The sequence below is a fragment of the Thermoanaerobaculum aquaticum genome, assembly GCF_000687145.1.
Lineage (GTDB): Bacteria > Acidobacteriota > Thermoanaerobaculia > Thermoanaerobaculales > Thermoanaerobaculaceae > Thermoanaerobaculum > Thermoanaerobaculum aquaticum.
Genome location: NZ_JMFG01000037.1, coordinates 1 through 24,754, shown reverse-complemented (window position 1 = coordinate 24,754; position 24,754 = coordinate 1). Strand labels below are relative to the sequence as shown.

22 protein-coding genes and 4 tRNA genes are annotated in these 24,754 nt (G+C 63.6%); 21 read left to right on the top strand and 5 right to left on the bottom strand.

Annotated elements, in window-relative coordinates:
• Positions 1 to 12: 12 nt before the first annotated feature.
• The 5 genes from EG19_RS11345 to EG19_RS11325 all read left to right on the top strand — a co-directional run bounded on the left by EG19_RS11345 (position 13) and on the right by EG19_RS11325 (position 6,072).
• Positions 13 to 2,046 carry a protein kinase domain-containing protein gene (locus EG19_RS11345; RefSeq protein WP_038050439.1) on the top strand — a complete coding sequence of 678 codons (2,034 nt, stop codon included), beginning with the start codon at positions 13 to 15 and terminating at the stop codon, positions 2,044 to 2,046.
• A complete protein-coding gene (locus EG19_RS11340; protein WP_038050438.1) occupies positions 2,043 to 2,933 on the top strand; it encodes an Ig-like domain-containing protein in 891 nt (296 codons plus the stop codon). Before EG19_RS11345 ends, EG19_RS11340 begins: the two co-directional genes overlap by 4 nt.
• A complete protein-coding gene (locus tag EG19_RS11335) occupies positions 2,933 to 3,757 on the top strand; it encodes an alpha/beta fold hydrolase (protein WP_038050437.1) in 825 nt (274 codons plus the stop codon). Before EG19_RS11340 ends, EG19_RS11335 begins: the two co-directional genes overlap by 1 nt.
• Positions 3,758 to 3,862: 105 nt before the next feature.
• Positions 3,863 to 5,176, top strand: a complete 1,314-nt coding sequence (locus EG19_RS11330) for a hypothetical protein (RefSeq protein WP_152544050.1) — start codon at positions 3,863 to 3,865, stop codon at positions 5,174 to 5,176.
• A 5-nt stretch (positions 5,177 to 5,181) separates the two neighbouring features.
• The gene (locus EG19_RS11325) at positions 5,182 to 6,072 is read left to right on the top strand and encodes a glycosyltransferase family 2 protein (RefSeq protein ID WP_038050435.1); all 891 of its coding nucleotides are present in this window, start codon (positions 5,182 to 5,184) and stop codon (positions 6,070 to 6,072) included.
• Between the two features lie 79 nt (positions 6,073 to 6,151).
• Here the strand turns inward: EG19_RS11325 and EG19_RS11320 are convergent, their stop codons facing one another.
• Entirely contained in the window at positions 6,152 to 6,613 is a 462-nt protein-coding gene (locus EG19_RS11320; protein WP_200867155.1) for a PaaI family thioesterase, read from the bottom strand.
• Between the two features lie 58 nt (positions 6,614 to 6,671).
• Between EG19_RS11320 and EG19_RS11315 the strand changes: the two genes are divergently transcribed.
• Positions 6,672 to 7,475 (top strand): hypothetical protein, encoded by an 804-nt coding sequence (locus EG19_RS11315; RefSeq protein WP_038050433.1) that lies wholly within the window; start codon positions 6,672 to 6,674, stop codon positions 7,473 to 7,475.
• Between the two features lie 46 nt (positions 7,476 to 7,521).
• Here the strand turns inward: EG19_RS11315 and serC are convergent, their stop codons facing one another.
• From serC to malQ, 4 genes are all read right to left on the bottom strand, one after another.
• Complete coding sequence (gene serC, locus EG19_RS11310; RefSeq protein WP_038050432.1) at positions 7,522 to 8,610, bottom strand: 3-phosphoserine/phosphohydroxythreonine transaminase; 1,089 nt, start codon at positions 8,608 to 8,610, stop codon at positions 7,522 to 7,524.
• 19 nt (positions 8,611 to 8,629) lie between these two features.
• Positions 8,630 to 9,514 (bottom strand): hydroxyacid dehydrogenase, encoded by an 885-nt coding sequence (locus tag EG19_RS11305; RefSeq protein WP_038050431.1) that lies wholly within the window; start codon positions 9,512 to 9,514, stop codon positions 8,630 to 8,632.
• A 33-nt stretch (positions 9,515 to 9,547) separates the two neighbouring features.
• Positions 9,548 to 10,786: a DUF1015 domain-containing protein gene (locus EG19_RS11300; protein WP_038050430.1), complete on the bottom strand. Its 1,239-nt coding sequence runs from the start codon at positions 10,784 to 10,786 to the stop codon at positions 9,548 to 9,550.
• Between the two features lie 101 nt (positions 10,787 to 10,887).
• Positions 10,888 to 12,360, bottom strand: coding sequence for a 4-alpha-glucanotransferase (gene malQ, locus EG19_RS11295; protein WP_038050429.1), 1,473 nt, complete (start codon positions 12,358 to 12,360; stop codon positions 10,888 to 10,890).
• A gap of 52 nt (positions 12,361 to 12,412) precedes the next feature.
• On the opposite strand from malQ, the gene EG19_RS12920 reads away from it, so the two are divergent.
• From EG19_RS12920 to EG19_RS11220, 15 genes are all read left to right on the top strand, one after another.
• Positions 12,413 to 13,813 carry an RsmB/NOP family class I SAM-dependent RNA methyltransferase gene (locus EG19_RS12920; RefSeq protein WP_161685591.1) on the top strand — a complete coding sequence of 467 codons (1,401 nt, stop codon included), beginning with the start codon at positions 12,413 to 12,415 and terminating at the stop codon, positions 13,811 to 13,813.
• An 80-nt stretch (positions 13,814 to 13,893) separates the two neighbouring features.
• The gene (locus EG19_RS11285) at positions 13,894 to 14,919 is read left to right on the top strand and encodes an efflux RND transporter periplasmic adaptor subunit (RefSeq protein ID WP_038050428.1); all 1,026 of its coding nucleotides are present in this window, start codon (positions 13,894 to 13,896) and stop codon (positions 14,917 to 14,919) included.
• Complete coding sequence (locus EG19_RS11280) at positions 14,916 to 18,047, top strand: efflux RND transporter permease subunit (RefSeq protein WP_053335261.1); 3,132 nt, start codon at positions 14,916 to 14,918, stop codon at positions 18,045 to 18,047. The genes EG19_RS11285 and EG19_RS11280 overlap by 4 nt, the downstream gene beginning before the upstream one ends.
• A gap of 192 nt (positions 18,048 to 18,239) precedes the next feature.
• Positions 18,240 to 18,674, top strand: a complete 435-nt coding sequence (rplM, locus tag EG19_RS11275) for a 50S ribosomal protein L13 (RefSeq protein ID WP_038050427.1) — start codon at positions 18,240 to 18,242, stop codon at positions 18,672 to 18,674.
• A gap of 16 nt (positions 18,675 to 18,690) precedes the next feature.
• Positions 18,691 to 19,077 (top strand): 30S ribosomal protein S9, encoded by a 387-nt coding sequence (gene rpsI / locus EG19_RS11270; RefSeq protein ID WP_038050426.1) that lies wholly within the window; start codon positions 18,691 to 18,693, stop codon positions 19,075 to 19,077.
• 20 nt (positions 19,078 to 19,097) lie between these two features.
• Positions 19,098 to 19,922 (top strand): 30S ribosomal protein S2, encoded by an 825-nt coding sequence (rpsB, locus tag EG19_RS11265; protein ID WP_038050425.1) that lies wholly within the window; start codon positions 19,098 to 19,100, stop codon positions 19,920 to 19,922.
• A gap of 75 nt (positions 19,923 to 19,997) precedes the next feature.
• Positions 19,998 to 20,855 (top strand): translation elongation factor Ts, encoded by an 858-nt coding sequence (tsf, locus tag EG19_RS11260; RefSeq protein ID WP_038050423.1) that lies wholly within the window; start codon positions 19,998 to 20,000, stop codon positions 20,853 to 20,855.
• On the top strand, positions 20,855 to 21,595 hold the full coding sequence (pyrH, locus tag EG19_RS11255; protein WP_038050421.1) for a UMP kinase: 741 nt from the start codon (positions 20,855 to 20,857) through the stop codon (positions 21,593 to 21,595). The genes tsf and pyrH overlap by 1 nt, the downstream gene beginning before the upstream one ends.
• A 38-nt stretch (positions 21,596 to 21,633) precedes the next feature.
• On the top strand, positions 21,634 to 22,188 hold the full coding sequence (gene frr / locus EG19_RS11250) for a ribosome recycling factor (protein ID WP_038050420.1): 555 nt from the start codon (positions 21,634 to 21,636) through the stop codon (positions 22,186 to 22,188).
• Positions 22,189 to 22,208: 20 nt separating this feature from the next.
• Entirely contained in the window at positions 22,209 to 23,351 is a 1,143-nt protein-coding gene (locus EG19_RS14325; RefSeq protein ID WP_038050419.1) for a bifunctional 2-C-methyl-D-erythritol 4-phosphate cytidylyltransferase/2-C-methyl-D-erythritol 2,4-cyclodiphosphate synthase, read from the top strand.
• Entirely contained in the window at positions 23,338 to 24,066 is a 729-nt protein-coding gene (locus EG19_RS11240) for a TrmH family RNA methyltransferase (protein WP_081800144.1), read from the top strand. Before EG19_RS14325 ends, EG19_RS11240 begins: the two co-directional genes overlap by 14 nt.
• A gap of 200 nt (positions 24,067 to 24,266) precedes the next feature.
• A tRNA-Thr gene (locus EG19_RS11235) sits at positions 24,267 to 24,342 on the top strand.
• A 47-nt stretch (positions 24,343 to 24,389) separates the two neighbouring features.
• Positions 24,390 to 24,476 (top strand) — tRNA-Tyr (locus EG19_RS11230).
• Between the two features lie 7 nt (positions 24,477 to 24,483).
• Positions 24,484 to 24,558: transfer RNA gene (locus EG19_RS11225), tRNA-Gly, on the top strand.
• Positions 24,559 to 24,581: 23 nt separating this feature from the next.
• Positions 24,582 to 24,657: transfer RNA gene (locus EG19_RS11220), tRNA-Thr, on the top strand.
• The last annotated feature ends 97 nt before the right edge of the window (positions 24,658 to 24,754 follow it).

Below are 24,754 nucleotides of genomic sequence, written 5' to 3'. Positions count from 1 at the left end.
CAGGAGGTGGCTATGGTTTTGGCCACACAGCTCACCAGCGCGCAGGTTGACTCTTGGCTCAAGCGCCTGGCGGTGGAAGCCCCTCTGGATAAGGAGGGGCGGTTTGTGTTCTTGGGCCCGGTGCACACCACCCGCACCGGATGGGTGGTGCGGGCCCGCTGCGCCGAGGGCAAGGAAGTAGCCCTGCGCCTGTTGCGCCCGGAGCTGGCGGCGGAAGAAGCGGACCGGGAGCTTTTCCTGGCCTGGGCGCAGGCCTGCGCCAGGGTGGAGCACGCCCGCCTGGCGCGCCTTTTGGAGGCGGGAAGCCTCTTGACCGCCGATAACTTCGAGCTGCTGTTTGCGGAAAGCCCCTGGGTGGGGGGTGCCACCCTCAAGCACATGCTGCAGGGTCGAGGGCAGGGCCTGCCGGCGGAGCAAGCCTTTCACGTGGTGGGGCAGGTGGCGGCGGCCCTGGCGGCGGTGCACGCCACCGGGGTGGTGCACGGGGAGCTGCGCCCCAGCCTGGTGGTCTTGGACCGCAAGCAAAACGCCACCCTCATTGGCCTTGGCGTGCCTCCGCGGCTGCGGCGGCGGACGGAGCTTCTGGGCTTTGGAGCGTGGGCCACAGCCCCCTGGGCCCCTCCCGAACGGTTGGCTTCCGATGGGGAAACCGTGGAGCCCAACGCCGACGTCTACCAGCTGGCGCTTTTGGCCTACGAAGCCTTTGCCGGCATTCCCTATCCCCGCTGGACCGCTCCCGATCTCCTTTCCGACATGGTGGACTACATGCCACTGGCCATGGACGAGCTCTTGCAAAAGTGCCTGGGGGACCCCGACCTGCGGCCGGCTTCGGCGCTGGAGTTTTTGGCCCAGCTGCGGGACGTGGAGGCTGGCTACGACCAAAACGTCCGCGACCGCAAGGCCCGCAACAAGGTTTCCGGAAAGCAGCTCAAGGAATGGGCGGAAACCCTCTTAGAGCAAACCTACCCCCCTTACGAGCTGGTGCTGTCGCTGGCGCAAAAGGCCAAAGCGCAAAGGGGGCTGTTGTCGCTGAGCTCCAGCCTGGAGCGGGAGCTTTCGGAGCTGGCCCACCGAGCCCAGGCGGGCTTGCGCCAGCGGTTGGCGTCCACCTTCAAGAAGCTTTTGGAGGACCGGGATTTCACCGCCGCCCAGAGCTTTTTGGACCGGGTGGCCGAGGAGCTCCCCGGGGAGGAGGTGGTGGAGCACTACGTGCGGCTGGAGCGGGAGCGCGCCCAAGCCACCCCCGGAAAAACCCCGGAGGCGGTCAAGGCGCTTTTGGGCTTCTTGAAAAAACCCGAGCTTTCCTTTGCCGCCCGCCTCACCGTGGTGGAGGCCCTGGAAAGCCTGCTGGGCGGGGTGGTGGTGGCGGCCCCGGTGGGCTTCGTCAAGCCGCAGGGCAAGCTGCAGGTGGTGGAGACCTTCCGGGTGCAGGATCAGCCGGTAACCGTGGTTTTGGGACCGGTCATGCGCTTGGGAAGGGGCAGCTTTACGCAGTTTGGCAACCACGTGGACCTGGCGCCGCCTCTGGAAAAGGTGGCCGAGGACTCGGCGCTTTTGCTTCTGGCGCAAAGCATCTCCCGCGCCGGGCATGTGGAGTTCCGCATTGGTGCCCAGGGCCTGGAGGCCTTTTGCCTGGGAACCCACGGCATCACCCTGGACGGCGTCACCCTCGCCCGGGGGGAGTCGGCTCCCATCCGCCTGGAGGGAAGCCTGGTGGTGGCCCGGGGTGCCACCAAGGGGGTGTACCGGCTGGTGCAATCCCCGGAGGGCGAGGTCCTGGCCCTTTGGGTGGAGTTTGCAGAAGGCGTGGCGGCCGGCAAAAAGGCACTGTGGGTGCTGCAACGGCTCCCCCTTTCGCTGCTGCACCCGGAGGTGGGGGACTGCGGCCTGGCCGACCCCACCCCCGAAGGTTGGGTGGTGGAAGCCACCACGTCGGGCTTGAGGCTGGGAGGGCTTCCCCTGGAGGTGGGGGTGCGGCGGGTGTGGCAGCCGGAAGAAAAGCTGGTTTTGCCAGGCGAGGTGGAGGTAATTCGGGAGGGGGTGTGAGGCCCTTGGCCGCCCGTGTTCTGGCGGTCTTTTTGGCCTTTCAGCTTTCCGGTTGCCTTTCCGTGCAAACCCAAAGCCAAAAGGGACGACGCCCGGAAGCCGGAGTCGCGGTGGTGGTGTTTGTCGACGATGCTGCCCGGCGGAAGGGCGAACCCGGTCCGGCGGGGGTTTTATCCGAGCTGGAGCGGCGGGAGCACGGGCGCTGGCAGCCGGTTTTTCGCTCCTTGGCCCCCCGCTGGTCGCTCACCGGCCTTCCCCCGGGGCGCTACCGCCTGCGCTTCCCCGCCCGCCTGGACGAAGCTGGCAGGGTGGTCCCGCTTTCGGAAAAGCCCAAGAAGTTCAACCTCCAGGCCGGGGAAATGGTGCAGGTGCAGGCGGTGCTGGAGCACATGCCGGTGGCTTTGGTGGTGGCTGGCGTAGTGGTGGTGGCAGTGGTGGCCGTGGCCCTTTCCAAGTGGCTGAAGGATGCGGACCTCCCCGAGCCGCCCTTGCCCCCACCGGAGCTTGTGGATGTGGCCTTTCACCTCACCTGGGAATGGGCCGCCGCTTACCCGGAAGCTGCCGACCGCGCCGCACCGGTGGTGACCTCCCACTTTCCGGCGGCGGGCGCCCAGGTGCCCCCGGGGCGCCTGAAGCTCGTCTGGGTTTTTTCTGAACGTTTGTCTCCCACTTCTCTCGACCCGCAAAAGCTGCGGGTTTTGGGCGAGCGCTCCGGCCTCATTCCGGGAGTGGCCAGCTACGATGCGAGCCGCTGGTGGGTGGTGTGGGAAAGCCAAACGCAGGTAAGCGGTGAAAAGGTGCACGCCACCCTGGATGCCGATGCCGTGGAGGATGCCTCCGGCAACGAGCTGGAGCGGGCGGTAAGCTTTTCCTTCTGGGTGCGGTGATGGACCTGGACGTTGCCCCCGGGGTGCGTTTGCGGGTGGTCGTGGAAGGGCAGGGAGAGCCAGTGGTCTTGCTCCACGGCCATTCCCTGGACCTGACGGTTTTTGACGACCTTGTGCCGGCGCTTGTGGACGCCGGCTTTCGCGTCGTTCGGTACGACCAGCGCGGGCATGGCCGTTCCTCGTCACCGCCGGGGGGCTACCGTTGGGGTGACCACGCCGCCGATCTGCGGGTGGTTTTGGAAAAGCTAGACGCCGTCCCGGCGCACGTGGTGGGGCTTTCCAAAGGCGGCGGCATTGCGCTGGAAGCGGCCCTGCGCTTTTCCAGCCTCGTGCGTTCCCTGGTGCTGGTGGGCCCGCTGGTACCTGACTACCCTTTGCCTGGCGAATTCTGGGCTTTTTTCAAGCGCTTGGCTCAAGCCATTCGCGAAAAAGGCGTCAAGCACGCAGCCCAGGAGCTCTGGCTTTCCCATCCGCTTTTGCGTTCCGCCTGGGAAAACCCCAAATCCCGCGAAAAACTCGAAACAATTGTTTTTAATTTTCCGGCTGGCGAGTACCTCGCCACCGAAAAAGACGCCCCCGATCGCGACTGGAAGCTCACCGAACGCCTGCAGGACATTTCCTGCCCGGTGCTGGTGATTCGCGGCGAACACGACATCCCGGAATTTCACCAAATGGCAGAGTTTGTAGCAAACAAACTCCCCCAGGCTCACCTGGAAACCGTCCCCCAATCCGGTCACTTGGTGCCGTTGGAACAACCGGATCGCCTGACCGCCTTGCTGCTACGCTTTTTTGAGTCTGTCCGGATAAGACATAGCTCGCTTTAGCCCAACCACCGTTACCAGCGCTTTCGTCCGGCACAGGTCTTGCGAGTTTCTTGGGCTCATCATAGTGATGGGCCCATAACCCATCAAATGGAGTAATATTGCAACGTGCGCGCAAGGGTTTCCATTTTTGCGATAACGGCGCTGGCAGTTCTCGTTCGTCTCCTCTTCCTGTCCTATTCAATTCCTGAGCATTACGGTTATTTTTTTCCGAAACGACAAGAGCTCCTGGACCGTTTCGTTCAGAGCGATGAGCCCTATTTACACCCTTTTGGCTGGGAAGCCTCTAGTATAGCTTGCGCCCTGGTTTGCAAAGATCGAGGCTTTTCCGATCCCTTTGGTGCGCAATCGGGGCCTACAGCTTGGATTGCTCCAGGTGTCGTTGTTCCTTTCGCTGCGGCGTTTGCAGTGTTTGGATGTTTTTCTTTTGAATCAATTTTCGCTGTCTTCATGGTTTCTTTGTTATGTTCCGCACTCATCTGCTTAACGGTCTACTGGGTTACGAAGGTGCTTTTTGGATCCGTCGATAGGGCGCTTATGGCAGCGCTGTTGTTTGCGGTTCTGCCCTACGATGCCTGGATTTTCCGCGTAACCGGACACCTTGACTTTAACTTTGTTACCTTAGGCTTTGCCATGCTATTGGCGGCCTCTGTTTTGTACTACCGCCGTCCCGGGGTGCCAAAGGCGGCAATTCTTGGAGCCGTTGCAGGAGCCTCTATCCTGCTTTTCCCGGGGTTCATTCTGTGCGCGCTTGGTGCCTGGTTGGTTACAGCGCTATCGAAAAGAACAAGCAAGCAGGGATTGGACCTATGTGTTGTGTGTTTTGTGGCAGGGGCGTTGGTGGCCCCATACGTCCTGTGGCAAAGGGGTTGGCTGGGTATTTGGGTTCCGGTTAAGTCGAACGCTGGATTTGAGTTGTATTTGGGAAACGCGCCAGAGGCAGGCGGGATTCTTACCGAGCGGGTTCTCGCCAAGTATCACCCCAGCCAAAGTGCAAGTGAGTTCCGTAAATATCGAGACCTGGGTGAGGTAAGGTACGTGCGGTCAAAGTTGAGGGAGATGCTTGCAAATTTCTCCACGGCCAAGTTCCTTGGGAATACGATGCGGCGGATGCTTTCGTTCTATTTTTTGTACGATACGAAGAGTTGGGATCGGCCCGGTGCTCGTTTGTGGGCTAAAAGGGTCCTTTGGTTTGTACCGGGTTGTTTGTTGTTGGTGGGTGCGGTGGTGGGCTTTCTCCGTAAAACTCCGGCGTGGTGGCTAGTAGTCGCCTTCTCGTTGGCCTACTCGGCACCATTCCTGATCGCGGGGGTAATGGACCGTTACCGCTATCCGCTAGCGCCGGCGATCTGTGTGCTGGCAGCTGGTCTGTTCCCGCAAATTGGGAAAGGGGTGGACGGAAGATCAGGGGCAAAAAGCTGAAAGTTATGCCGGAAATGGCTAACGGTGGTGTGGAACTCAGCGTGGTGATTCCAACGGCCGGGAGGGCCGCCAAGCTCGCCAGCACACTGCAAGCTCTAGGAGAAATGGCTGAGGGAACGCCATCTTTCGAGGTGGTGGTGGTTCTGGACGGCGAGGACCCAGCAACCCGCGAAGCTTTGAAAAGGCCGTGGTCTTTTCCATTGGTGGTTGTGGCCCAGCCACGGCTTGGTGCTGCTGCCGCCCGCAATTTGGGCTGCCGGGTGGCTCATGCACCGACGGTTTTGTTTGTTAACGACGATACCAGGCCGCACCCGGCGTGTTTGCGCGCCCACTGGGAGGCGCATGTGAAGTTTGGTCCAGCGGGCGCCCTTGGGTTCACGGTTTGGGACCCGGAGGCCCCCGTAACTCCCTACATGCGGTGGCTGGCCCCTGCCGGACATCAGTTCAACTTCTCCAGGCTCAAGCCTTACGAAGTCATCCCCTGGGATGCCTGTTGGACAACCAACCTTTCGGTTCCGCGGTCGTGGGTCTTGGACGAGCCGCTGGATGAGGGCTTCCCAGGGGCGGCAGCGGAGGACAGCGAGTGGGGCTATCGCCTTTGGCGGCGGGGATGGAAAATCCTGTACCTCCCCGACGCTGTTTGCTTTCACGACCACCCGTACACGGGGCCGAAGGACTTCCGGTCCCGTGCACGCATGGCGGGAGCGGGGGCCAGGCTGGTGGTCCGCCGGCACCCGGAGCTCGTGTGGATCTTCATGGTCAAGCCGCTGCTGGCCTGCGCCGCCCGGGCTTTGACGTTGCTGCTACCCGCCAAGAGCTACCGCCAGAAGCTTTGGGATTTTGATTTTCGCTGGAATTACCTCGTGGGCATGGTGCGAGGGCGCAAGACTGCTTAGAAGATCGGGTAACACAGCCGGAGCGGTAGCCAAATCGCCGTCTAGAATCGCTTCTCACAGCAACGTTGCGCCTGCCCTTTCACCACCTCCCCCAGGCGGGGTGGCCTTGCTTGACGGCTACGAAGGTGCCGGAGGCGCGGGCGGTGACCTCGCCGGAGGCCACAAGCTCCCCTTCCACCTTGACCCGCCGGCCTTGGGCCTCCACAACCCTGGCGCGAATGAGGAGCTCTTGGCGGGAAGGTGTGGGTTTTAGAAGCTGCACGGAAAACTCGGCGGTGACGGTGGGGGCGGGCGAGGGGAGGTTGTCCCGCTTCATGAGGAAGTAAGCGGCGGTCCAGTTCATGTGGCAGTCGAAGAGGGTGCCGATGATGCCGCCGTTGAGAAAGCCCGGAAAGCCCTCGTGGTGCTCTTCGGGGGTGAACCGGCATACAAGCCCATCGCCTTCGGGAAAGCTTTTGATGTGCAAGCCCTTGGGGTTGGAAGGACCACAGCCAAAACAGCGGGTTTCCGGTGCGAATTTGTCCTGCAGTGCCTGCTCCATGCTCCCTCCCGGCGGCATTGTAGCCACTGCGGCGGTGTTCGTGGCAGAATGCGCCGCTATGAAGAAGACCGCGCTTTGGGTTTTGGCATTTCTGCTGACGGCAGCCGCAGCGGTGTGGCAACGCCTTTCCGGGCCTACCTGGCCGATCAAGGGCGAGGTGACGATTTTAACCGGAGAGAAGGTGCGGTTTCGCTTGCCCCGTTCTGCCGAGGTAGGCAAAGACCTGCAAGTTTCGGTGACCGTTGAAGGGGGGCCGGTGACCGGCTTTGTGCGCTGCCGGCGGGTGCCCAGCCACGATGACTGGCAGCTTCTGGCCCTGGCCCGGGAGGGGAACGAGCTTTCGGCGTTTCTCCCCGAACAACCCCCGGCGGGGAAGCTGGCTTACCAGTTCATGCTGGCGCGGGATGGGATCATGGGGGGCAGGTCGGCGGTGCCTCCCGAGCCCGTGGTGGTGCGGTTTAAGGGTCATGTGCCCCTGGGGCTTTTGCTCCCCCATATTGTGGCGATGTTTTTGGGGATGCTCACCGCCAACCGTGCCGGTTTTGCCGTGGTTTTCGGTGAGGAGGAGCCCCGGCGGTACGTTTGGCCAACGCTTTTGCTTTTGGCTTTTGGTGGGCTGGTGATGGGTCCGCTGGTGCAAAAGGCAGCGTTTGGTGCCTACTGGACGGGTTTTCCCGTGGGCCAGGACCTCACCGACACCAAGACGTTGGCGGTGGTGCTGGCCTGGGTTTGGGCGGCCGTTCGCAGCCAGGGGGCGCGTCGCTGGCCGGTGCTGGTGGCGGCGGTGCTGACCTTGGCGGTTTTTGCCATTCCCCATTCGGCGCTTGGCAGCGAAATTGACTGGACAAAAGAGGCCAAATAAAAAAGGGCGGGAGCAATCCCGCCCCTGGTGATTTCTTCTGGCAGGGTCAGGCATGGGCCCGGGCGAACTCCTCCATGTAGCGGGCCAGCTCTTCCACCGAGCTTTTCGGCACGTAGTTGTACATGGAAACGCGGATTCCCCCCACCGAGCGGTGGCCTTTCAGCCCTACGAAGCGGTGGGCCTTGGCGCCTTCCAGGAACTTGTTTTCCAGTTCCTCACTGGGCAAGCGGAACACCGCGTTCATAAAGGAACGGGAGTCCTTGGCCACCGGAGCGCGGTAAAACTCGGGGTAGGAGTCAATGACCCCGTAAATTCTCGCGGCTTTGGCCCGGTTTTCTTGCTCCATCCAGGCCAGGCCGCCCTTTTCCTTGATCCATTCCAGAACCAGCTTGACGATGTAAATGGCAAAAACCGGTGGGGTGTTGTACAGCGAATTGTCCTTGGCGTGGGTTTTGAAACGCAGGATGATGGGAATGTCTTCGCGGCAGAGGGCAAGGAGGTCATCGCGGATGATGACCACCGTGACACCCGCCGGCCCCAGGTTCTTTTGCGCCCCGCCGTAAATGAGGCCGAAGGGTTTGATGTCGAAGGGGCGCCAGAGGAAATCGGAGGACATATCGGCGACGATGGGGACGTTGCCGGTGTTGGGGAAGGTGTGCCACTGCGTGCCGAAGATGGTGTTGTTGGAGGTGATGTGCACATAACGAGCCTGGGGGTCCAGTTGCAGCTCTTCCTGCTTGGGGATGCGGGTGAACTTGCCGTCTTCCTCGGTGGTAGCGGCAACTCGCGGGTTTCCCACCAGCTTGGCTTCCTTAAAAGCCTTTTGCGACCAGGCACCGGTGATCACGTAGTCCGCGGACACCCCAGGGCCCAGGAGGTTCATGGGCACCATGGAAAACTGCAGCGAGGCGCCTCCGCCGAGGAACAGGATGTGGTAGTTTTCGGGGATTCCCAAGAGCTCGCGCATCAAGCTTTGGGCGGCGTTGTGCACCGCTTCGTAGTCCTTGGAGCGGTGGGACACCTCCAAAATGGACATGCCGGTACCGGCAAAATCCAAAAGCTCGCTTTGGACTTTTTGCAGCACCTCCAGGGGGAGGGCGGCAGGACCTGGGTTGAAGTTGTGGGCACGGTTCATATCGGCCTCCTTGGCAAGCTTACGCCCGCTTGCCGGTGTATTCCTCCAGAATCTTGACCACTTCGTCACCGATGCGCAAAAGGTTTTCCTTGGAAGAGGCGCCAATGTGCGGTGTGAGCAGGGTGTTTGGCGCGGACAAAAGCGGGTTTCCGGGTTCCGGGGGCTCGGAAGAGTACACGTCGGTGGCATAGCCGGCGAGCTTGCCGCTACGCAGCGCTTCGGCCACGTCTTCCTCCACCACGCACTTGCCCCGTCCGGTGTTGATGAGGTAGGCCCCGTCTTTCATGAGAGAAAGCGTCTGCTTGTTGATGAGGCCCTTGGTTTCTTCGGTGAGCGGCACATGGAGCGACACGTAATCTGCCTGCGGCAAAAGCTCCTTGAGGCTTGCCACCAAGATGGCCGATTGGGATTGCTTCACGTAAGGGTCGTAGGCCAAAACCCGCATGCCAAAGGCCCGCGCCCGCACCGCCACCTCGTGACCGATGTTGCCGATGCCCACAAGCCCCAGGGTCTTGCCCAAAAGCTCGGTGCGCTTGATCTCCTTTTTGAGGAACTTACCTTCCTTCATGGAGTTATGGGCCTCCACCAGGCGGTTGGGCAACGCCAGCATGAGGGCCATGGTGAGCTCAGCCACCGCCACGGCGGAAGCCTTCGGGGTGTTCACCGCCTTGATGCCGCGGGCCTTGGCGGCTTCCAGGTCAATGTTGTCCATGCCCACGCCCCCACGGATGATGAGCTTGAGCTTGCGGGCCTGGGCCATCCACTCGGCGGTGCACTTGGTCTTGGACCGCACGAGGGCCACCTCCGCTTCCGGCAAGCGGTTGGGGTCTTCGGTGACCTCGCCAAAACGGCGGAGCTTGTCGGGCAAGGAGGGATCAAACGCATCACAGATGAGGATGAGCATGGTGCTTCTCCTTTCCTGCCGGCGAACCGGCAATTACCAGGTGTCCAAGGTGCGGACCAAAAGCCCGGACCGCAGCTTGGGTTCAAACCATGTGGACTTGGGCGGCATGATGAGGCCGGCATCGGCCACCGCCATCACTTGCTCCAAGGATGTGGGGTAGAGGGCAAAAGCCACCGCCCAGCCTTCCGCCACCCGTTGCTCCAGGGCGGAAAGGCCCCGGATGCCGCCGATGAAGTCAATGCGCTTGTCGGTACGCGGGTCGGTGATCCCCAAAACCGGCGCCAGGAGGTTTTCCTGCAGGATGGAAACGTCCAGGCTGCCGATGGGGTCGTCCTCCCGGAAGCTTCCGGGAACGGCTTCAAGACGGTACCACTGCCCTTGGAGGTACATGCCAAACTGGTGCCGCTTTTCGGGACGCCCACTGCTGGCCTTTTCCACCCTGAATTTTTCTGCCACTTTGCTGAGAAAAGCCTCAGGCGAAAGCCCGCCCAGGTCTTTCACCACGCGGTTGTAGTCCAAGATTTGCAGCTGGTTGTGGGGGAAAAGCACGGCCATGAAGTAGTTGTAGGGCTCGTCCCCGCGGTGCTGGGGGTTCTTGGCCTTGCGTTCCCGCCCCACCCGGGCTGCCGCCGCGGTACGGTGATGGCCATCGGCCACGTAAAGGGCCGGCACCTGCTGGAAAGCCTGTTGCAGGTTTGCGGCGAGCTCGGACGGCACCACCCACACCGTGTGGCCAATGCCATCCTCCGCCACGAAATCGTAAAGCGGCGCACCGGCCCGCACCTGATCCACCAGGGCATCAATGGCTGCAAGCTGGCGGTAGGTGAGGAAAACCGGCTCGTCGTTGGCGTTCAGTTCGTCCACGTGCCGGGTGCGGTCGTCTTCCTTATCCTTGCGGGTGAGCTCATGGCGCTTGATGAGCCCGGCATCGTACTCGGCCACGCTCACCGCTGCCACCACGCCGGCCTGCACGTGGTTGCCCATCTTCTGCTGGTACACGTAAAAGCGGGGCTCCTGTTCCCGGAAAAACACCCCTTCGGCCATGAACTTTCGCAGGTTGCTGGCCCCCTGGGCGTACACCCGGTCGTCGTAGAGGTCCACGTCAGGAGGGAGGTCAATTTCCGGCTTGTTGATGTGCAAAAACGAGTAGGGCTTGCCTTCCGCGAGCTTTCGCGCTTCTTCGGAGGAAACCACGTCGTACGGAGGCGCCGCCACTTGGGCTGCCAGCTCCGGGCGGGGACGTAGCGCGCGAAACGGTCGAACATCGGACATAAGCACACCTCCCGACGGATCCCCGTCGCTTGCGAAATCTATCACGAAGTTCCCAGGTGCTACAAGGGCTTTTGGGGTCTCCTAGCCCGGAAACGGCGGCGCTAAACGTCGGCGAGCCGATCGTAAACCCAGGCCAAGTGCCGCAGCCACGCAGCGGGGTCCGGATGGAGCTCCTCTTCCAGCAGACGGAAGCGCCAGTTGCCGGAGGCGGTCCCCGGCCGGTTCAGCCGGCAGGATGAAGGCAAGCCCAAAACGTCCTGCATGGGGAGGATGGCGAGGTTGGCCACCGAAGCCATCGCCAGGCGGATCAAAGCCCGGTGGGGCGGCTCATCGTTGCCGGCATAAACGCGGAAAAAGGCGCGCACTTCCTCGGTTGCTTCCTCTTCCCACCAGCCCTGGGCGGTGTTGTTGTCGTGGGTGCCGGTGTAAACCACCAGGTTTTGCCGGTGAAAGTGCGGGAGAAACCTGGAGCGGCTCCCGGGGTCAAAGGCAAACTGCAGCACCGCCATGCCCGGAATGCCCAGGCAGTCCCGCAGTTTTTCCACGTCCTCGGTGATGTGCCCCAAATCTTCGGCAATGAGGGGAAGATCGTGTCCCAGGGAGCGGAAGAGCTCCTCCCCGGGGCTGGGCACCCACGCTCCGTGGCGGGCTGTGGGTTCTCCGGCGGGCACCTCCCAGGCCGCCGCAAAACCCCGGAAGTGATCCAGGCGCACCAGGTCGTAAAGCGCCAGGGCCCGCTGCAGGCGGGCACGCCACCAGGCAAAGCCGCTTTCCTGATGGGCTTCCCAGCGGTAGGTGGGGTTTCCCCACAGCTGGCCGTCGGGGGAAAAGTAGTCCGGGGGGACGCCGGCCACCGCCAGAGGACGAAGGTCAGGGCCCAGCTTGAAAAGCTCCGGGTGGGCCCATACGTCGGCGGAGTCCAGGGCCACGTAGAACGGCACATCGCCGATGATCTGGATGGGGGAAAGCTCCCTCCGCAGCGCCTGCCACTGCAGCTCAAAGAGCAACTGCTCAAACTTCACCTGCTCGATGCGCTGGGAGTTTTGGGCGGCAAAGCGCTGGAGAGCGGCAGGCTTACGGTGGGCCAGCTCCTCGGGCCAGAGCCAGAAGGGCTGGTCGCCAAAGGCCTTTTTTGCTACCGAAAAGAGCGCCCAATCCTCCAGCCACCAGGCCTCCCGCTCCCCAAAAGCGGTAAATTCCGCGGCACGCCAGCCTGTTTTTTGAAAACGGGCAAAAGCCAGGTCCAAAAGCCGCTGGCGCAGCGGAGAAAGCTCGTACTGGGCCCAGCGGGTGCCGGCGGGCATGCCTTCCAGCTCTTCCGGCGCCAGCAGGCCCTCCCGGCAGAGCAGCTCGGGGCTCACCAAAAGGGGGTTTCCGGCAAAGCTCGAAGGGGAAGAGTAAGGCGAAAACCCCGGTCCTGGCGGGTTTAGAGGGAGCACCTGCCAAAAGCGGGCTCCCGCGCTTTTAAGGAACGACCCGAAGTTGCGGGCCTGAGGGCCAAAATCGCCAAAGAGGGGGCTTGCTGGCAGCGAGGTTACCGGCAAAAGCACCCCAAAAGAACGGGTCCAGCGCATGCCCGATGCTAGCATTTGCCGCCAGCGTGGCTGGCAGAAGAGGGGAGCTCCTTTGGCTTCGTGGGCTGAGACCTTTGCCCAGTACCTGCCGTTGGTGGATGATCCTTCGGCTTTCCTTTCGGCGCTTTCTTCGCCGTTGCCGGTGAGCTTTTGGGTTAACCCGCTGAAGGCGCAACCCGAAGTCTGTCTTGCCTACCTGCAAAGCGTGGGCGTTGTTCCCGAGCCGGTGAGCTGGTATCCCGGCGCTTACCGGGTGCGGGGCTGGGAGCGTCCTGGGGCAACGCTGGCCTTTTTGGCCGGGTGGTACTACGTGCAGGAGGAAATTGCGCTCACCGCAGTGGTGGCCCTGGACCCGCAACCGGGCGAGAGGATCGTGGACCTCTGCGCCTCCCCTGGGGGCAAAACCGCGCAAATTGCCTTAAAGGTAGGGCCCCAGGGCCTGGTGGTGGCCAACGAAGCGCAAATGGATCGCCTTTCCGGTTTGCGCGCCACCGTGGATCGCATGGGGCTTTTAAACGTGGTGGTTACCTGGGGGGATGGCCGCTGGGTGCCGCTGGCCGAAGGGCAATGGGACCGGGTGCTTCTGGATGCGCCGTGCACCGGAGAGGGTACCGTGCGCAAGCCGGTGAAGAGCTTTAAGGCGGCGCCGGAGGGCTTTCGCCGGACGGTGCAGGCGCTGCAAAAAAAGCTCCTCCAGCGGGCTCTGGCTTTGGCCAAGCCGGGAGGCGTGGTGGTTTACAGCACCTGCACCTTTTCCCCCGACGAAAACGAGGCGGTTTTGGATGCGGCCCTGGGTGACTGGGGCTACGTGGAGCCCTTTGAGATCCCCGGGTTGCAATCCGCCCCGGGGATCACGGCCTGGCAGGGGAAAAGCTTCCGCCCCGATGTGGTTCACGCCAAGCGGTTCTGGCCGCACCTCAACGACACCGGCGGGTTTTTCGTAGCCCGCATTCGCCGCACCGATGTACCGCTGGCCACGGAGACCCGCCCGCTTTCAAGGAAAACCCCGGCCTTTGCTCCCGCGTCCTGGGAGCCGGTGGACACCCTGGCCCAACGCTTTGGTATTGAACCCGAGCTCCTCCAGCGCTATCGCTTTTGGCAGCGGGGCAACCGCCTGCTTTGGGTGGCGCTTCCCCACGTGCGGCCTCTCGAAGGGGTCACCGTGGAAGGGCTCGGCATGCCCTTGCTGCAGCACACCCCCCGGGGTCCCAAGCCCAAGACCTTTGCTTTGCAGTTCCTGGCGCCGCGGATTCGAGCCTCGGTGGTGGAGCTTGCCGATGAAGCCGCCGCCTGGCGGTTCGTTTCGGGACAAAGCCAAAACCTGGTGGCGGAAGGGGTTAGCCCCGGTTACGTGCTGGTGCGCTTTGGTGCCTTTGCCCTGGGCTGCGGGCTTTACGGTCGAGGTCAGCTGCACTCGCTGATGCCCAAGGCCCTGCAGGTGCAGGTGGGCTGAGAGTCGGTTTTCCCAGGGCCGCGTTTGGCCGCATTAACCTTTGCCTGGCTTGCGCGTACGCTAGAAGGTCGGAGGAGGGCATGGGTCGTTTTTGGCCAGTTCTGGGACTTGTGGGCCTCGTGGCCTGCGGGGGTGGACGGGAGGGAGCCCCCAGGGGCCCCCAGGCGGTTCGGGTGAAGGTCACCGCGGTAAAGCCCGAGGTGCTGGAGGTGCGGGCAACGGCGGTGGGCACCGTGGAGCCGGAGCACAGGGTGCTGGTGGCCGCCCAGGAAGAAGGGGTGGTGACCGAGCTGTTGGTGCGGGAAGGGGATCGGGTCAGAAAAGGGCAGCTCCTGGCCAGGCTGGACGACCGGGAGCTCTTGGCACAACTGGAGGAGGCGGAAGCGCGGCTTTCCGAAGCTTCCGGCCAGTGGCAGCGAGCGCAGTCGCTGGTTAAGGAGGGGCTTATTACCGCTGCGGAAGCCGACGCCGCCCGCGCCAGCTTCCAGGTGGCGCAGGCCCGGGTCAGTGCGCTGCGGACCCGCCTCTCGTTTACCCGCATTACCGCGCCGGTGGACGGTGTGGTGACGGCTCGGCACGTGGAAATTGGCAGCCTGGTGGCTAGCCGCTCCCCGGTGGTGGAGCTGGCGGCGGGTCGCATGGTGTTGCGGGTGCCGGTCTCGGAGCTGGATGTGGTGAAGCTGAAGGTGGGGGACCGCGCCAGCGTGGTGGTGGATGCCCTGGCGGCCACGCCCCTTTCCGCGCGCATCGAGCGCATCTTCCCGGCGGCCGATCCCGCCTCGCGTCAGGTGACGGTGGAGCTGGTGCTGGAAGAGGTCCCCGCCGGGCTGCGCCCGGGCTTTCTGGCCCGCGCCGAGCTGCTGTTGGAGCGCATCCCCAACGCTTTGCTGCTGCCTGAAACCGTGGTCATGCGCGGCTCGGAGTTTCCGTCTTTTGTGTACGTGGTGGAAGGCGATGTGGCCCGGGTGCGGCCGGTGCAGGTGGGCCTGCGCCAGGGGGGCAAGGCGCTGGTGAGCTCGGGGTTGACGCCCGGCGAGCGGGTGGTGGTGGAGGGGGCTTCGTTGTTGCGGGATGGACAACCGGTGATCGTGGAGGGTGAGCAATGAAAGCCCAGGAGCGTCGGGGGTTGGTGCATTGGGCCATTACCCACCCGGTGGGGACCATCACCATTTCGCTGGGGATTTGCGTGGTGGGTCTGGCCCTGGGGACCAACTTGGCGGTGGACCTCCTGCCCAAGATCATCTACCCGCAGGTGCGGGCTTCGGTGACCTATCCGGGGGTGGACCCCGAGGTGATGGAGCAAACCGTCACCAAGCCTTTGGAAACCCGCTTGGCCACCACCGAAAACGCCATCCTCATTACCTCGGAATCCTCGGAGGGACGCTCCGGCGTTGACCTGCACTTCTCCTATGGCACCAATGTGGACTTTGCCCTGCGGGACGCCTCCACCAAGCTGGACCAGGCGCGGGGCGCGTTGCCCCGGGATGTGGACCCGCCGGTCATCTTCAAGTTTGACCCGTCGCAAATCCCCGTGCTGCAGTTTGCGGTTTCCTCACCCACCCGCGATGAGGCCTGGCTCAAGCGCTGGTGCGAGGACGCCCTGGCCAAGCAGCTGCTCACCGTGGAAGGGGTGGCTTCCGTGGACGTGGCCGGGGGTCTTGACCGCGAAATTCAAGTGGTGGTGGACCCCGAGCGGCTGCGCTCTTACGGTCTCACGGTTTCCGAGCTTCTAAGCCGCATCCAGGAGGAAAACGTGGACATCTCCGGTGGCCGGGTTTCCTCGGCAACCCGGGAGGTGCTCACCAAGACCAAGGGGAAGTTCCGGTCGGTGGCGGACATCGAGCGGGTGCGCATCCCCCTGCGGTCGGGGGGCGAGGTGGCGCTCACCGATATTGCCCGGGTCCTGGACACCCACCGCGACAACCGCGTGTACGTGCGCTTGAACGGCAAACCCGCGGTGCAGGTGGCGATTTCCAAGCAGCCTGACGCCAACACCGTGGCGGTGGTGGATGGCTGCAACCGGGTGTTGGCCCGGCTCCACGCCGAGGGTTTCTTCCCCCCCGACGTGACATCCCAGGTGGTGGAGGACCAGGCCTTTTACGTGCGTGCCGCGGTTTCCGGCGTGGGCAACGCTGCGCTGGTGGGCGGTGCTTTGGCCATGGTGGTGGTGTTCCTCTTCTTGCGCTCCCTGCGCCGCACCGTCATCATCGGTCTGGCCATCCCCCTTTCCATCCTCGGGTGCCTGGCGCTCATGGGTGTTTCGGGCATGACCTTAAACCTCATGTCCCTGGGGGGCCTGGCCCTGGGCATTGGCATGCTGGTGGACAACGCCATCGTGATGCTGGAAAACATTGACCGCCACCAGCGCAGGGGTGAGGACGCGCTGGAGGCTACCCACCAGGGGGCAGCGGAGGTGGCCTCGGCGGTGGCCGCCTCCACCCTGACCAACCTGGCGGCGGTGGTGCCGTTCCTTTTGATTTCCGGGTTGGCGGCTCTCATTTTCCGCGAGCTTTTGTTGACGATTTCTTTTGCCATTTTGGTGTCGCTGCTGGTGGCTTTGACGCTGGTGCCCATGCTTTCAGGCCAGCTGTTCCGGCTGAAGGCGCGCCGCTCGCGCCTGGAGGAGGTGGCGTTTTTGCGCTGGGTGCCTGCGGTGGTGGAGCGCCTGGAGGGCCTGTACCGGCGGCAGCTGCCGTGGGTCTTGCGACACCGTGGATGGGTACTCGCCGGGGCTTTTCTTGCGTTTTTCCTGAGCCTGTGGGGCATGGGCCAGTTGGGCAACGAGTTCCTTCCCCCGGTGGATGACGGTCGAGTGCGGGTGTTCTTGCGTTTTCCGCCGGATACCTCGGTGGAGGTAACCAACAGGGCGGTGAAGGAAGCGGAACGGCTGGTGTCAAGCTTGCCGGAGGTAAAGCAGGTCTTTGCGGTGGCCGGTGGCGGCATTTGGGGGCGGGGCGTCAACGTCAACCCCGCCGTGGGGTCCATGGTGGTGGAGCTCACTCCCCGGCGGAAGCGGTCCATGTCGGCGGCGCAGTGGGTGCAAATGGCCCAGGAAAGGCTCAAGGAGCTGCCAGCCCTGAAGGACGCCCAGGTGCGGGTGTCCCCGCCGCGGATTCGGGGTCTGCGCACCGGCACCTCCACCGAGGACATCGAGGTGAAGATCTTCGGCGAGGATTTGGCCACTCTGGAGCGGTTGGGGAACGATTTGGCGGCGCAGCTGGCCCGCCTGCCAGGGCTCGTAAACGTGGACAGCTCCTACCAGCGCACGGCCCCGGAGCTGCGGGTGGAAGTGGACCGGGTACGGGCTACCACCCTCGGTTTGGACGTGGGGGAGGTGGGGCGCACGGTGCGCACTGCGGTGGGCGGCACGGTGGCCACCCGGCTCACCGAGCAGGACCGGGAGTTCGACGTGCGCGTGCGCTTCCCCCGGGAGCTGGTGCAGTCCGCCTCGGAGCTGGGCTCGGTGCCGCTGTTTCCCCGTACCGGCGTGCCGGTGCGGGTAAGGGACGTGGCCAGAATTTACGAAAGCTCCTCCCCGCAGACCATCCTCCGGGAAAACCAAAACCGCCTGGTGAGGGTCACCGCGCAAGCGCTGCCTTCGGTGTGGTCCACCGGCGAGGCCACGGCCGCCGTGCGAAAGGTGCTCGCGGGCTTTGCCTTGCCCGAGGGGTACACGGTGCGCTTTGGCGGGCAGGAGGAAACCATTGCCGAAAACCGGCGGATCTTCCTCACTATGATTGGCCTGGCAGTGTTTTTGGTGTTTGCGGTGATGGCGGTGCAGTACGAGTCGTTTTCGCTGCCGTTGGCCATCATGGGCGCCATTCCCCTGGCGCTGGTGGGGGTGGTGGGTGCTCTGGCGCTGGCAGGCCTGCCGATATCCGCCCCGGTCATGCTGGGCATGATCCTTTTGGCGGGGATTGTGGTGAACAACGGCATTCTGCTGGTGGAGTACATCGAGCTGCGGCGCAAGACCGGCCTGGAGCCGGTGGCCGCCATCCTCGAGGCCGCTCCCCTGCGGGTGCGTCCCATCCTCATGACCGTGGGCACCACCGTGGTGGGCATGCTCCCCTTGGCCCTAAATCCGGCCGAAGGTGCGGAGCTCATGAGCCCGCTGGCGGTGGCGGTGATTGGCGGGCTTACGGTTTCCACCGCGCTCACGCTTTTTGTGGTTCCCAGCTTGTACCTGGAGTTGTTCCGCATGCGCGAAGCTTTCAGCCGGCGCTGGCTGGGGTGAGCGCCAAAGGGGAGCGGTTGAAGCACCCGCTTAGGGGACCCGAGCGGCGCCGCAGTTTGCGCCCTGTGGCCTCCCTCCCAAGGAAGGCTTTAAGCGCGCGTTGTTGACAAGCAGGGCGGGGTGGCCTAAGATAGCGTCCCCCTGTGGGGGAACCACAGTCGGGCTATGCGGTTGTAAGGTGAGGAGCGACGGATGAAAACGTACGTGCCGAAAGAAGGCGAAGTCAAGCAGAGCTGGTACGTAGTGGACGCCACGGATGTGGTGTTGGGGCGGTTATCCACGCTGGTGGCCCGCCTGTTGCGGGGAAAGCACAAGCCGGAGTTTACCCCCGGGATGGATGTGGGGGACTTTGTGGTGGTGGTGAACGCTTCGCGGGTTAAGTTGACCGGCCGGAAGTGGGAAGACAAGCGCTACTACCGCCATACCGGCGACCCCGGCCATCTCAAGGAAGCTACCGCCCGCGAGTTGCGGGAAAAGACGCCTGAGCGTCTGATTCGTTACGCGGTGTGGGGGATGCTGCCTAAGAACCGCTTGGGGCGCAAGCTCTTGTCCAAGCTGAAGGTGTACGCCGGGCCTGAGCACCCCCACCAGGCGCAGCAACCTCAGCCCATCAAGGTGAAGGCGTAAGAGGGAGTGGGAAGCGATGATCCAGTACTACGGAACCGGACGACGAAAGACAGCCACGGCGCGGGTGTACCTGCGCCCGGGTACGGGAAAGATCACGGTCAACAAGCGCGATTTTGACGATTACTTCCCCAGCCGTACCTTAAAGATGATCATCAAGCAGCCGCTTTTGATCACCGAGACGGCTGACAAGTTCGATATTTACGTGAATGTGGCGGGCGGGGGCATTTCCGGTCAAGCTGGTGCCATCCGCCACGGGCTCTCCCGGGCGCTGGTGGAGTTCAACCCGGAGCTGCGGCCGCGGCTTAAGGCGGCTGGGTTCCTCACCCGGGATGCCCGCGAGGTGGAGCGCAAGAAGTACGGTCAGCGCAAGGCCCGCCGTCGGTTCCAGTTCTCCAAGCGTTAAGGCGAGGAAAGGAGAGAGACGTGGCATCAGTTTCCATGAAAGAGCTGCTCGAGGCTGGCGTTCACTTTGGCCACCAGACCCGGCGCTGGAACCCCAAGATGCGTCCGTACATCTTTGGGAAGCGCAACGGGATTTACATCGTGGACCTGCAAAAGACGCTGCAGCTCTTTGAAGAAGCCTCGGCGTTTGTGCGTGATTTGGCGGCTTCCGGCGGTACCGTGCTGTTTGTGGGTACCAAGAGGCAGGCCCAGGATGTGGTGCGGGAAGAGGCCACCCGCTGCGGGATGTTTTATGTCACCAACCGCTGGCTGGGCGGGACCCTCACCAACTTCACCACCATTCGTCGCTCCATCGAGAAGTTCAAGGAAATCGAGCGGCAGCTGGCCTCCGAGGATTCGCAGATGACCAAGAAGGAGCGAATCCGCCTGGAGCGGCTCCGGGCCAAGATGGAAAAGAACCTGGGCGGCATCCGGGAAATGGAGCGCTTGCCGGACGCCCTGTACGTCATTGACACCAACCAGGAGCACAACGCCGTGAAGGAAGCGGCCAAGCTGGGGATCCCCGTGGTGGCGCTGGTGGACACCAACTGCGATCCGGAGCTTGTGGATTACCCAATACCTGGGAACGACGACGCCATCCGCGCCATCAAGCTCTTCACCTCCCGCATAGCCGATTCGATCCTCGAGGGCTTGGCCATGATCGAGGGGCGGGAGGAGGAGGAGGTGCGGGCGAAGCTGGCGGCGCGCCCGGTGACCGTCAAGGAAGAGGAGGTGGCGGAAGCCGTCCTGCCTTCCTTGGATGACACGCTGGACGAGTACGACGAGACGGAGCTTTACGAGCGCTAAGGGCGGCGCTTGGTAACGGAAGAACAAGAGGCCCTGCTTTAAGCAGGGCTTTTTGGCGAAGACACGGAGGGGACAATGAGCGTTTCGGCACAAGCGGTAAAGGAGCTTCGGGAAAAGACCGGAGCGGGGATGATGGACTGCCAAAGGGCGCTGGTGGAAGCCGGCGGCGATATGGAAGAGGCCATCAAGATCCTTCGCAAGAAGGGGCTGGCGGCAGCGGCCAAGAAGGCGGGACGGGTCGCCAAGGACGGTTTGGTGGCCATTGCGGTTTCCCCGGACGGCAAGAAGGCCGGCATGGTGGAGCTCAACTGCGAAACCGACTTTGTGGCTCGCACCGAGCAGTACCAAAAGCTGGTCAAGACGCTTGCCGAGCAAGCCATGAACGAGGCGGTGGCGGATGCTGCGGCCTTGGCCGCACGCCCCTTTGTGGGGGACCCCGGGCACACGGTGGCCGAGGTGATTGCCGCCAACATCGCCACCATTGGCGAGAACATCGTGCTTTCCCGGGCCCTCCATTGGGAAGCCGGCGAGGGCATGAAGCTCGGCTCTTACCTGCACATGGGTGGCAAGATTGGGGTGGTCGTTGAGGTTTCCGCTTCGGCGGATGAGGAAACCGTAAAGGACATCGCCATGCAGGTGGCGGCGGCGGAGCCGCGCTTCGTGGATCCCGCTTCGGTTCCGGCCGATGTGATCCGCGAGGAAAAGGAAATTGCCAAGGCTCAAGCGGCTGCGGCCGGCAAGCCGGAAGCGGTGCAGGAAAAAATCGCCGAGGGCAAGCTCGCCAAGTTTTACGAGCAGGTGTGCCTGGTGGAGCAGCCCTTCGTAAAAGACCCCAACCGCAAGGTCAAGGACGTGCTGGCCGAGCGCGGCAAGGTGGTGGTGGCCCGCTTTGCCCGTTTCCGGCTGGGTGAGGCGGTGAGCCAGGAGGAGTGATGGCGCCAACGCCGGTGTACCGTCGGATCCTGCTCAAGCTCTCCGGGGAGGTGCTCATGGGCAGCCAGCCCTTTGGCATCGCCCCGGAGGTGCTGCCGCAGCTGGCGCAGGAGGTGGCCGAGGTGCGGGCTTTGGGGGTGGATGTGGCCATCGTCATCGGCGGCGGCAACATCATCCGCGGCATTGCCGCTACCGAGCAGGGTCTGGAGCGGGTCACCGGTGATTACATGGGGATGCTGGCCACCGTCATCAACGCCCTGGCGCTGCAAGACGCTTTGGAAAAGAAAGGCTGCCAAACTCGGGTGCTCACCGCCATTGAAATGCGGCAGGTGGCGGAGCCTTTCATCCGCCGGCGGGCCATTCGCCATTTGGAAAAAGGGCGGGTGGTGATCTTTGCCGCGGGGACCGGCAACCCCTTCTTTACCACCGATTCGGCAGCCGCGTTGCGGGCCAGCGAAATCCACGCCGACGCGCTGCTGAAGGGCACCAAGGTGGACGGCCTGTACACCGCCGATCCGGTGCGGGACGTGGGCGCCTGCCTGGTCAAGCAAGCCACCTACCAGTACCTCCTGGAGCGGGGGCTTTCGATCATGGACGCAGCGGCGGTTTCGCTTTGCCAAAACGCCAACATCCCCATCCGCATCTTCAACATCCGGGTTCCCGGAAACATCAAGCGGGTGGTGCTGGGCGAGGACGTGGGCTCCACGGTTTCCGATACCTCTTCGGGGCCGATAGAATGAGCGCGTAAGGCGCAAGGCGGGAATGGAGGGCCTTGAGGATGAAGGAAGTAATCAAGGACGCCAAAACCCATATGGACAAAGCGGTGGAGGTCTTCAAGGACGAGCTCAAGACCCTGCGGACCGGTCGGGCTAACCTGGGGATCCTGGACCACATCCGCGTGGACTACTACGGCACGCCCACCCCTCTTAACGAGCTGGCCACGCTGTCAATCCCGGAGCCCACGCTCATCCTCATCCAGCCCTGGGATCCTTCGGTGCTTTCGGCCATCGTTCACGCCATTCAGAAGTCCAACCTGGGGTTGAACCCGGTGGACGACGGGAAGGTGATCCGTCTGCCGGTGCCGCCGCCCACCCAGGAGCGGCGGAAGGAGCTGGTGAAGTTGGCCCACGAGTACGCCGAGCGGGCCCGCCTGGCGGTGCGCAACGTCCGTCGCGACGCCAACGAGGCCATCAAGAAGCTGGAAAAGGACAAGAAGATTTCCGAAGACGACATGCGTCGGGGCATGGACGAGGTGCAAAAGCTCACCGACGAGCACATTGAGGCCATCAACAAGATCCTCGAAGCCAAGGAAAAGGAAATCCTCGAAGTGTGAGTACTTCGGCGAAAACGAACGTGAGCCCTTCCCTTGGGCTTGTGGTGGTGGCGGCGGGGTCTTCCCGCCGCTTCGGTTCAGATAAGCTCAGCGTGCGTTTGGGGGGCCGAACCATCCTGCAACGGGCGGTGGGGTGTCTGCGCGCGGTTTTTCCCCAGGCGCCGCTGGTGGTGGTGGTGCGGGGCGAGGAGCTGGAGGCCAGGGCCGCGGAGCTTCGGGAGTTGGGCGTAAGCGCATTTGTGCCGGGAGGGGAGCACCGCCAGGACTCGGTGCGGGCTGGCGTGGAGGCGTTGCCACTGGGGGACGAGGCGCTGGTGGCCATTCACGACGGGGCCAGGCCCTTTGTTCCAGCTGAGGACCTGCGGCAGGTGGTGGCCGCAGCCGAAGAGACAGGGGCGGCGGTGCTGGCGGCGCCGGTGGCCGATACCGTCAAGGAAGTGGACCCCCACGGGCGTGTGCTCCGGACCCTCCCCCGGGAGCGGCTGGTGCGTTCCCTCACCCCTCAGGTCTTCCGCGTGGGTTTGTTGCGAAAAGCCTGGCAGCAGACGGGGCCGTCCCTGTGGACCGACGAGGCTTCCCTGCTGGAAAGCCTCGGTGTGGGGGTAAAGGCGGTGCCCGGGGACCCCAGAAACCTCAAGGTTACGCAGCCCCAAGATCTGGCGTTTTTGCGGGGGGTTTTCCCGCCTGCCATGCGGGTGGGGCAGGGTTTTGACGTGCACCCGCTGGTGGAGGGGCGGCCGTTGATTTTGGCTGGTGTCACCATTCCCCACGGGAAGGGTTTGGCCGGGCATTCCGATGCCGATGTGGTCCTCCACGCCGTCACCGACGCCGTGTTGGGGGCCTGCGGCGGCGGTGACATTGGCCAGCACTTCCCCCCCTCGGATCCCCAGTGGGCGGGAGGCCCTTCCCGGGTGTTCTTGGAGTTTGCGGTGGCCAGAGCCCGGGAGGCGGGGCTTTCGGTGGCCAACTGTGACGTTACCGTGCTGGCGGAGGAGCCACGGCTGGCCCCGTTTAGGGAGGCCATGCGCGAAAACCTTGCCGGCATTCTCGGCGTTTTGCCGGCTGCGGTGAACATCAAGGCAACCACCACCGAACACCTGGGTTTTGTGGGTCGGGGGGAGGGGGTTGCCGCACTAGCGGTGGTGTTGCTTGTCGGGGACTAACTGGGTTGTGGGCTTCCACGCGGTGGCGGCGGCTTTGGAGCGGGAGCCGGCGCGGGTGGAGGTGGTGTGGCTGGGAGAGGGGGTGGGTGGCAGCCGCGCGCGCACGGTTTTGGAGCTGGCGCGCCAGGCCGGGGTGCGGTTTGCGGTGGTACCGCGCCGGGAGCTGGACAGGGTGGCCGAAGGGGCGGCGCACAACGGTTTTGCGGCCCGCCTGGCGCCGGCGCCGCTCGCTGACGCCGAAGCCTTGCTGGCGACCGCCTCTCCCGTTTGCCTCTTGGGGCTGGATGGGGTGCAAGACCCCCACAACCTGGGGGCGGTGATTCGGGTGGCAGCGGCTTTCTCCCTGGGCGGGGTGGTGGTGGCCGGTCCCCACCCACCGCCGTTGGGTGGGGCGGCGGCCAAAGTTGCTGCCGGCACCTTGCCGCTTGTTCGGGTGGCGCGGGTGGGGGCGCTGGGCGATTTCGCGCGGCAGGCTCAGGAGGCCGGGTTTACGGTGCTGGGGGCCGATGCCCGGGGTGAGCCCGTGCACCGGGTGGAGTTGCCGGACCGGTTGCTCCTGTGCTTGGGCGGGGAGGAAGGCCTGCGGGCCAAAACCCAGCGCTTTTTGGACGGCGTGGTGGCCATTCCCATTGCCCGGGAGGTGGAGTCCCTCAACCTGGCCGTCGCCTGCGGCATCCTGGCTTGGGAGTGGCGCCGCCGCTGGGGCGAGACATGACCTGGCGAAAAACCCAAAGGTTTGTCGATCCACGGCGGCGACGCTGCCAGAGCCAGCTCCCGGCGGAAGTTCGGACCGCACCCCAGCTCTAGGCTCTTGATTTTTCCCAAGCCCGGTGGTAAAGTCTTCGTCCCTGTCGGTGTAGGTGTGCACCGCGGGAGATCTTTGGTAGTGTCGGAGGCGGAGGCGTGAGCGCAAGCGCTGGCGTAGCTCAACTGGTAGAGCAGCGGATTTGTAATCCGCAGGTTACGGGTTCGAGTCCCCTCGCCAGCTCCAGTGTTTGCGGTCGCATCCCGCGGGGAAGGTTTGGGACTTTGGTAGGTGCAGGCGTGGCCGAGCGGTCAAAGGCAGCAGACTGTAAATCTGCCGGGCTAAGCCCTACGGTGGTTCGAATCCATCCGCCTGCACCATTTTCTGGCGGGAGTAACTCAGGGGTAGAGTCACAGCCTTCCAAGCTGTTGGTCGCGGGTTCGAATCCCGTCTCCCGCTCCATTGTGAGGGCAACGAGCGGTTGGGCCCACGTAGCTCAGGCGGTAGAGCACGTCCTTGGTAAGGACGGGGTCACCAGTTCAAGTCTGGTCGTGGGCTCCATTGACGTTCGGGAGCAAGATGGCTGGCTAAAAAGCCGCCGAGGATGAGGAAGGGAAACAAAAAAGGAGGCAAGGACAATGGCCAAGCAGAAGTTTGA

What these genes read in the sequence shown, in the direction of transcription:
- serC (WP_038050432.1), bottom strand. Translation starts at nt 8,610, where the DNA reads ATGAACCGTGCCCACAACTTCAACCCAGGTCCTGCCGCCCTCCCCCTG.
- EG19_RS11325 (WP_038050435.1), top strand. Translation starts at nt 5,182, where the DNA reads ATGCCGGAAATGGCTAACGGTGGTGTGGAACTCAGCGTGGTGATTCCA.
- EG19_RS11305 (WP_038050431.1), bottom strand. Translation starts at nt 9,514, where the DNA reads ATGCTCATCCTCATCTGTGATGCGTTTGATCCCTCCTTGCCCGACAAG.
- EG19_RS11285 (WP_038050428.1), top strand. Translation starts at nt 13,894, where the DNA reads ATGGGTCGTTTTTGGCCAGTTCTGGGACTTGTGGGCCTCGTGGCCTGC.
- EG19_RS11315 (WP_038050433.1), top strand. Translation starts at nt 6,672, where the DNA reads ATGAAGAAGACCGCGCTTTGGGTTTTGGCATTTCTGCTGACGGCAGCC.
- pyrH (WP_038050421.1), top strand. Translation starts at nt 20,855, where the DNA reads ATGGCGCCAACGCCGGTGTACCGTCGGATCCTGCTCAAGCTCTCCGGG.
- malQ (WP_038050429.1), bottom strand. Translation starts at nt 12,360, where the DNA reads ATGCGCTGGACCCGTTCTTTTGGGGTGCTTTTGCCGGTAACCTCGCTG.
- EG19_RS11320 (WP_200867155.1), bottom strand. Translation starts at nt 6,613, where the DNA reads ATGGAGCAGGCACTGCAGGACAAATTCGCACCGGAAACCCGCTGTTTT.
- EG19_RS11280 (WP_053335261.1), top strand. Translation starts at nt 14,916, where the DNA reads ATGAAAGCCCAGGAGCGTCGGGGGTTGGTGCATTGGGCCATTACCCAC.
- EG19_RS11300 (WP_038050430.1), bottom strand. Translation starts at nt 10,786, where the DNA reads ATGTCCGATGTTCGACCGTTTCGCGCGCTACGTCCCCGCCCGGAGCTG.
- tsf (WP_038050423.1), top strand. Translation starts at nt 19,998, where the DNA reads ATGAGCGTTTCGGCACAAGCGGTAAAGGAGCTTCGGGAAAAGACCGGA.
- EG19_RS11335 (WP_038050437.1), top strand. Translation starts at nt 2,933, where the DNA reads ATGGACCTGGACGTTGCCCCCGGGGTGCGTTTGCGGGTGGTCGTGGAA.
- EG19_RS11345 (WP_038050439.1), top strand. Translation starts at nt 13, where the DNA reads ATGGTTTTGGCCACACAGCTCACCAGCGCGCAGGTTGACTCTTGGCTC.
- frr (WP_038050420.1), top strand. Translation starts at nt 21,634, where the DNA reads ATGAAGGAAGTAATCAAGGACGCCAAAACCCATATGGACAAAGCGGTG.
- rplM (WP_038050427.1), top strand. Translation starts at nt 18,240, where the DNA reads ATGAAAACGTACGTGCCGAAAGAAGGCGAAGTCAAGCAGAGCTGGTAC.
- rpsI (WP_038050426.1), top strand. Translation starts at nt 18,691, where the DNA reads ATGATCCAGTACTACGGAACCGGACGACGAAAGACAGCCACGGCGCGG.